Origin of the sequence: uncultured Methanobrevibacter sp. (assembly GCF_947169325.1) — an archaeon.
Taxonomy (GTDB): Archaea; Methanobacteriota; Methanobacteria; order Methanobacteriales; family Methanobacteriaceae; genus Methanocatella.
Genome location: NZ_CAMVPN010000105.1, coordinates 1 through 6,660, shown reverse-complemented (window position 1 = coordinate 6,660; position 6,660 = coordinate 1). Strand labels below are relative to the sequence as shown.

Genomic DNA, 6,660 nt, shown 5'->3' with positions numbered 1-6,660 from the left:
TAAATGCTGTAAAATGCACTTTCAGTGATAATCAGGCTGATACTTATAATGAACTTTACGGTGGAGCTCTTAAAAGCTGCAATTTAAAAAATACTATAACATTAAAAACAGTTAATGCTAAAAAATCCGCCAAGAAGCTTGTATTAACAGCAACTCTTAAGAACGGCAAGAAATTGCTTAAAAATAAAAAAGTCACATTTAAATTCAATGGCAAGACTTATACTGCTAAAACCAATAAAAAAGGAGTTGCAAAAGTAACTGTCAAATCCAGCGTTCTCAAAAAGCGTGAGGTCGGATCCACAATGTATTGTCAGGCAAATGACGCCAAGCTCCATGTTAAAAAACTTGCAAAAGTAAATAAGTAGATTTTCAAAATCTACTCCTTATCTTTTTTTAGCAGGTGAATTTTAAGATTTAAAGAATTCATCACAGTATTCGCAGTAATAATTATAATCGCTTTTACAGTAATTTCCAATTATCACTTCATTTTCAAAGGATTCGACAGCCAGTTCGTCTGTTGGCTCGCCGTGAAATACTTTTTTTAATGCTCTCTTGCATTTTGGACATTCTTTCATATTTTTCAATTATATAAATGATGAATTTTAAATATTGTTGTAGGTGTTCAACTGCTTATTAATGTTGGTGCTGAATTTGGTACACATCTGGAATCTAGTGATGATGCAGTGGAATTAATCGAGATTTTAAATAAAATTCCCGAAGATAATTTTATCATCGATTTTAAGGACGTAACTTTTTTAACAATGAATTATGCTCAGGCTTATTATACTGCTAAGCTGGATTCGTCTAAGAATATTTCAGAAATTAACCTGTCTGATGAAATTCGTGTTGTTATGGGTGCTGCTGACGAAGCATGCAATCCCTAATTTTTCTATTTTTTGATATTGCTCTGACTTCGTAAAATTGTTGTGAGCTCATAATATTGTTCTGAGCCCGTAAAATTGTTCTCATCCAAAACTGCTTATTTTATAAACTTGGATGACAAAATTACTTTTGTTAACTAGTACATTGTTTAAATCCGGATTTTTTCATTTTCTAGTTAATTATTAAAAATGTTTGGGAGGTACTGTTATGGTACTAAAAAACTTATTTGATAATTATGTGGAATTTGAAGAAATAATCAAAGATGAAACTGGTGGTAAAATTGACTTGGAGAATTTAGAATCAAACCCAACAACAATACTTCCTCTGCTGTGTGTTTGCAAACGTCAAAATATTTCCTTGGAAAATGGTGAACAGGCATATGATTTTTTAATTGATAATTTGAGTAAAAATGTATTGTTTTCTAAATTGCCTGCTTCTCGCATTGAAAGTGATGAAACTGATTTCCTTACTAGGTATATGGAAAATTTGGATTCAGAATATGGAGGTTATTTTGCTTTGAGGACGATGATATCCGAAATAGCAAATAATGTTTATGACCATTCAAATTTAGATAACTACAATGTTCAAAGATATATTTTATCAAATTTGAATGAGGATTCTAAAAAATTGGATATTTGTGTTGTTGATGATGGACCATCTATTCCGGGACTATTTGAAGAATATGGTTTAAATTTTGAAAATGATTGTTATTCTATTGAAAAGGCAATTGGAACATTTTCAACTATATCTGACTCTGAATATGAACGGGGAAATGGGCTATGGACAGTAATTAGGTTAGCTGCTGAAGGAAATTTGGGCGAAATTCTTTTTGTGTCCCGAAATGGATGTTTACATATTTGCGGTGAAAAATACAAGTATTATTTATTTAATGAAATACATACTTTTAATGGAACATTGATTGGTCTTCGATTAAATAAACATGAAATTCAAAATATTTATGGCTTAATCGAATTCAATAAACCGGATTCCTATAAGTTGGGTGTAATTCATGATCATTAAAGTTAAGGATGAAATAAATACTGCTTTAGATTTTAATCAATCTGCTACGGAATTAATAGCCAAATTAAATCAAAGTGAAAATTCGGAGTTTACAATTGATTTTGAAGGGGTATTTTTTATTAGCAGAAGTTTTGCACAGGCATATTATGCTTCTAAAAATCGTTCTCCAAAGAAAATAACTGAAATTAACTTATCTGATGATGTAAAACCAATGATGGAAATGATTGAAAAGCAATTGATGGGCTAATCATTTCCCATTCTATTTTTTAAGAAAAAGTTGTCCGGGTCTGTAAAATTGTTCTCACTTGGAAGAATTGTAGGGGCTCTGTAAAATTGTTCTCACTTAAAACTGCTTATTTTAAATATTACTGAGTATATATTATCTTATTAAGAATTTTAAACTTATTTATCAGAGTATTGTTGAAATAAGTTAATTTTTCTTTTAATTTCAATGAGGTTTTAGTATGAAAGAAAAATTTTGTGAGAAATATTTTGAAAATAATGTTAAACCAAAACATTTGAGGGATTTTTGCGAAAAAACTCCTGAAGGTAATGTAATTAAAGGTTATATATGCCGAAAAGCTAATAAGCACCTTGGCTCTCTTGTAATCACTCACGTTACAGAGAAAAGCGGAAGAAGTTATGATACGGAACAGTTTGTACAGTCATTTCCCAAAATACACTATTGGGATGAGCGATTCAAACTTAAAGAGGATGATGAGTCTGTTGTATACTACTGCTCAGAAAAGCTTGACGGAACCTGCCTGATACTGTATTCATTAAATGACGAGCAGGGCAATTCAATAGAAATCATTCCTAAAACAAGGGCAATGGCGGTTGCCGATGAGCATATCCTTGAAATGTATGCATTAATAGATAAAAAAGCCATTGAAAAGTATTTTTCAAATAAAAATCATCTGAATGATTCATTGATGTTTGAATTGTATGGGATTCTAAATAAGCATGAAATCGCCTATATGGAAACCTACATTGACATCAGGCTAATTGGGGCTTACGTCAATGAGAGATTTCTTGATTTCATAGGCATCAATTGCTACTATGGGCTTGATGATTTTCCAAAGCCGGACAATATATTTTCCATTGAAAAGCATGAGAAAGATGCTTCTTTTACAGTTCACTGGCAAGCCAAATGGAATAAGCTTAGAAATTATGAAGTTTCAACTCAAGATGCCTTCCCGACTTTATATGATGCTATTCAGGAAGTTAGAGAACTGCTGAAACTCATTAACGATGAATATCTCAAGAACAATGGAAGAAGGGCTATTGAAGGTGTTGTCATTAACGGTCAGCATTTCAAAGGCGGCCAGATGTATCTGAAAATCAAGCCTAGGGATTTTGAAGCGGAATTGGACCAGATGACTATAGTTCCAAGGCGTTTTGTCGTAAAGGAAGTTCAAAAGTATTTTGATGAATATGGTTCCAAGGTTAAGGAAATCTATCAGGATGATGAAAATCATTACATGGATTATGTTAAAAGAAATCTGAGGGAAGAATTCAGCTACGAGCAGATTGAAGATCCAAAAACAGTCAGGAGAATCAAGAATGTCTTTATGGATGTTTGGGATTCAAAAATCGCTCCTAAAAGTCTGCAGAATATTTGTGAGGAATTGATAAGTGAAAATCCAGATGTCAGTGTGACAGAACTGATGAAAATATTTGCAAATAAATATCCAAGTAAAAAACGCCATTCAAGGCATGTTTATACCATATTAACTGCAATTAAGAAAAAAGAGGATGATTAAATGTTTTCATTAATTCAAATCGTTAATGTCATCTTGATTGTAGTTCTGGTAATATTGCTGGTTAAAAACAGGCATATGAGGCATCAGCAGATTTACCGCGCAGTTTTCGTAGTCATCATATGCTTTTTCATCTATTCGGTATTGGTAGGATAATGTTGTGAAATCCAACAGTTTAAGAATAGTTTCAAACATATTATTTTGTATAAACTATTCTGGTCAATAATATGGATGTCAAGGTAAAACCTGTTGAACTAATCGAACTGTTCTATGATTTGATTTTTGTATATGCAATATCAAAGCTGACTGCTTTGGTTTCAGAGCCTATTGGAGGCGTGATTCCTTCATATAACTTTTTTGCATATCTGATTACTTCATTTGTAATTCTTCAGGCATGGCTTTACTTCACTAATTATGTCAATAGATACGGAAAGTGGAGGTGGTATGACTATGTTCTTGCCTGCGTTAACATGATTGCAGTAATATATATGGCAAATACGATTTCTCATGACTGGGCCTCAATGGCATTTCCATTTGATTTGGCAATGTTAATATTGCTTTTGACGGTTATGGTATTGTATTCCATTCAGGCAAAAAAAGAACATTCCATGATTGGGGCTGCAGGAAATTCCATTACTATTTTATTGATAGTCTGTACAATATATGTGATTGCAATTTTATGTACAATGTTGAATTTAACCAATTATGTAATTTGGATTAATGTCGTTGCGGTCCTGACGGGCGCATTTCTGCCTTTCTTTATCAGGGGCAAATTCGATAAAAGCATCATCAGCTTTCCCCATCTTGTTGAAAGATTTGAATTGTTGACAATTATCACATTCGGAGAAGCCATTGTCGGACTTACACATTTCTTTGATACCTCAAATTTCACTCTGATACCGATTCTTGTGTTTTTTATTGTCCTGACAATGTTCGGTTCATATGTGATTCAGATTCACCGATTGATGGAGCACCACAGGGTTGAAAGGTCGTTAAGGTTGATGTTCAGCCATTATTTCATTGTAATAAGCATCAATCTGGTGACCGTTGCACTGGAGCTGATTCATTCCGGTGAAGTAAATCATGTATTTGCAAGCGGACTGATGATTGTGTCACTGATTATTTTCTACCTATCAATCATGGCAAATAAGGAGGATTATAGGCAAAACATTAAATTGACTAAAAAAGATATAATATTAATGTGCATGGTTACACTTGCTGGTGTGGCCGTCATTTTGATATTCATTTCAAATTTATATGCTTTCCTGATAGGAAGCTTGATTATAACATTCGGCAATTTTGAAATATTGTTGATGAAATATAAAGGGTGTTTAAGTGAGTGAGCAAAAATTAGAAGTATTCAACGTTTTGAACTTTTTAAACAGCGGTTATGAACTGGAATATATTTTAAGCGAAGGTCAATTCGGAACATTCTCATCTGCTGAAGAATGCATTGGCTATTTGGTTGATGAAGGATATCTTGAAGGAGATGTTCAAGTTTCAACCAATATTGAAATAACTGCTGAGGCAATCTCCAAAAAATATGTCGTTTCCGAGCTGAAAGACATTTTAAGAGAAAACGGATTGAAAGTTTCAGGAAAAAAACATGAATTGGTTGAAAGGGTATTGCCTGTTTTGAAGGAAGCTAGAGATGCAAGAAATTTAGATGTGGCTGTTGATAAGGAAAAATCATATGATAATCTGGAATTGACTGATAAGGCATATGAATTCCTAAAAGAAAATGAATGGATCGACCTCTACATGTTTGCACTTGTTGCATTCAGGTTTGAGGATTATGAAACCTATGTAAAAGGATCAGATGCTGATAATGTTGAAACCGCACTAAACTTCTGTGATGAAATCCTGTCAAGGGCTTTGGTTGCAAATCAGTTTTTGGTATTCCTTGATGCATTGACTGCAAAGGCACATGTCTATGCCTATGATAAGGATTATAATTCCTTCCTTGATTATGATTTGCAAAGATTCATTTTGGGATTGAATCCTATTTCACTGGATTCCCAAAGTTATGCCTCATACAATGTCGTTGACGAAGCAAATGTCGTCAATTTAAAAAATGTCGTGGAAACATTGAAAGTCACTGACTTGAAGAAAAGATTTGATAAAATTTGGGTCAAATCCAACATCAAGCACACTACCGTGCCAAAAAAATCTTGCTATAAGATATTGCAGAAAGCTATGGCCGGTGCAGACATTGAAGAGCTTAACTTCGATTTGAAGGAAAAATACTTCAATAAGAAATTCGGAATTTAGAAATGAAAGCTAAAGTTGCAGGAATTGCTTTAATAGTTGGCAGTTTGTACTATGTTATCGCTGAAGCCGTTTCAGCAACTTTTTTCAACGCTTCTATTTTTAATACTTATGTTTTTCACACGATTTCAGAGCTGGGAATTCCAAACGGAAATTCTCCGTTGTCTTGGCTTATGAACTCGGCATTCATTTTGATTGGTCTGGCACTTCTTTTCGGCTATTTTTACAAATTCAAAGACCACATTGTTAAACGTAAAGTTGCATGTTCTGTTTTTGCTGTGATAACTGCTTTGGGTGTCATCATTGTCGGTTTGATTCATGGCGGAAATCCGCTGACTTCAGGATACCATACATTAGGGGCGGTAATGGCAATTCTTGGAGGAAACATACTGTTGGTCATTATCTCCAAATCCATGGCGGAATTTGAAGGCTATCAGAAATTCACATTAACGTTGGGCATTTTTGGTCTTATAGTGTTCTGGATAATGTTTTTCAACATGGAAAGCGTTTACATGCCTGTCTTTGAGAGGTTATCAGTTTACACCCTGATTGTCTGGAGTTTTCTAACTGGTGTTTACTTGCTTCGAGAGTAATTTATTTTATGGTTTTAATCGTTAAAGTGTAATTTAATCATATCTAATTTTAAAATCATTAATTTTAGTTTATCGAGGTAACTTTTTTGTCACTGTCATATAGATTTAAATATTATATAGTTTAATTATCTTTAAAG

At 33.3% G+C, this 6,660-nt stretch carries 10 protein-coding genes; 8 read left to right on the top strand and 2 right to left on the bottom strand.

The features are described from left to right. On the top strand, positions 1-365 hold a 365-nt coding region (locus Q0W26_RS10890; protein ID WP_298525193.1), incomplete at its 5' end, for a hypothetical protein. Between the two features lie 42 nt (positions 366-407). On the opposite strand, the gene Q0W26_RS10885 is transcribed toward Q0W26_RS10890, so the two are convergent. Next, positions 408-575, bottom strand: a complete 168-nt coding sequence (locus Q0W26_RS10885) for a hypothetical protein (RefSeq protein ID WP_298525190.1) — start codon at positions 573-575, stop codon at positions 408-410. Positions 576-683: 108 nt separating this feature from the next. Here Q0W26_RS10885 and Q0W26_RS10880 point away from each other — a divergent pair, with 108 nt between their 5' ends. From Q0W26_RS10880 to Q0W26_RS10865, 4 genes are all read left to right on the top strand, one after another. Beyond that, entirely contained in the window at positions 684-884 is a 201-nt protein-coding gene (locus tag Q0W26_RS10880; protein ID WP_298525187.1) for a hypothetical protein, read from the top strand. A 205-nt stretch (positions 885-1,089) separates the two neighbouring features. After that, the gene (locus Q0W26_RS10875; protein ID WP_298525184.1) at positions 1,090-1,902 is read left to right on the top strand and encodes a hypothetical protein; all 813 of its coding nucleotides are present in this window, start codon (positions 1,090-1,092) and stop codon (positions 1,900-1,902) included. Further along, entirely contained in the window at positions 1,892-2,149 is a 258-nt protein-coding gene (locus Q0W26_RS10870) for a hypothetical protein (RefSeq protein WP_298525181.1), read from the top strand. Before Q0W26_RS10875 ends, Q0W26_RS10870 begins: the two co-directional genes overlap by 11 nt. 217 nt (positions 2,150-2,366) lie before the next feature. Beyond that, a complete protein-coding gene (locus tag Q0W26_RS10865; protein ID WP_298525178.1) occupies positions 2,367-3,665 on the top strand; it encodes a hypothetical protein in 1,299 nt (432 codons plus the stop codon). A gap of 9 nt (positions 3,666-3,674) precedes the next feature. On the opposite strand, the gene Q0W26_RS10860 is transcribed toward Q0W26_RS10865, so the two are convergent. Next, positions 3,675-3,857: a hypothetical protein gene (locus tag Q0W26_RS10860; protein ID WP_298525175.1), complete on the bottom strand. Its 183-nt coding sequence runs from the start codon at positions 3,855-3,857 to the stop codon at positions 3,675-3,677. Between the two features lie 32 nt (positions 3,858-3,889). On the opposite strand from Q0W26_RS10860, the gene Q0W26_RS10855 reads away from it, so the two are divergent. Genes Q0W26_RS10855 through Q0W26_RS10845 form a run of 3 tightly spaced genes read left to right on the top strand, consistent with a single transcriptional unit; the run spans position 3,890 to position 6,523 of the window. Further along, positions 3,890-5,005 (top strand): low temperature requirement protein A, encoded by a 1,116-nt coding sequence (locus tag Q0W26_RS10855; protein ID WP_298525172.1) that lies wholly within the window; start codon positions 3,890-3,892, stop codon positions 5,003-5,005. Next, on the top strand, positions 4,998-5,933 hold the full coding sequence (locus tag Q0W26_RS10850) for an SAP domain-containing protein (protein WP_298525170.1): 936 nt from the start codon (positions 4,998-5,000) through the stop codon (positions 5,931-5,933). The genes Q0W26_RS10855 and Q0W26_RS10850 overlap by 8 nt, the downstream gene beginning before the upstream one ends. Positions 5,934-5,935: 2 nt before the next feature. Beyond that, on the top strand, positions 5,936-6,523 hold the full coding sequence (locus tag Q0W26_RS10845; protein WP_298525167.1) for a DUF998 domain-containing protein: 588 nt from the start codon (positions 5,936-5,938) through the stop codon (positions 6,521-6,523). Positions 6,524-6,660 lie beyond the last annotated feature (137 nt).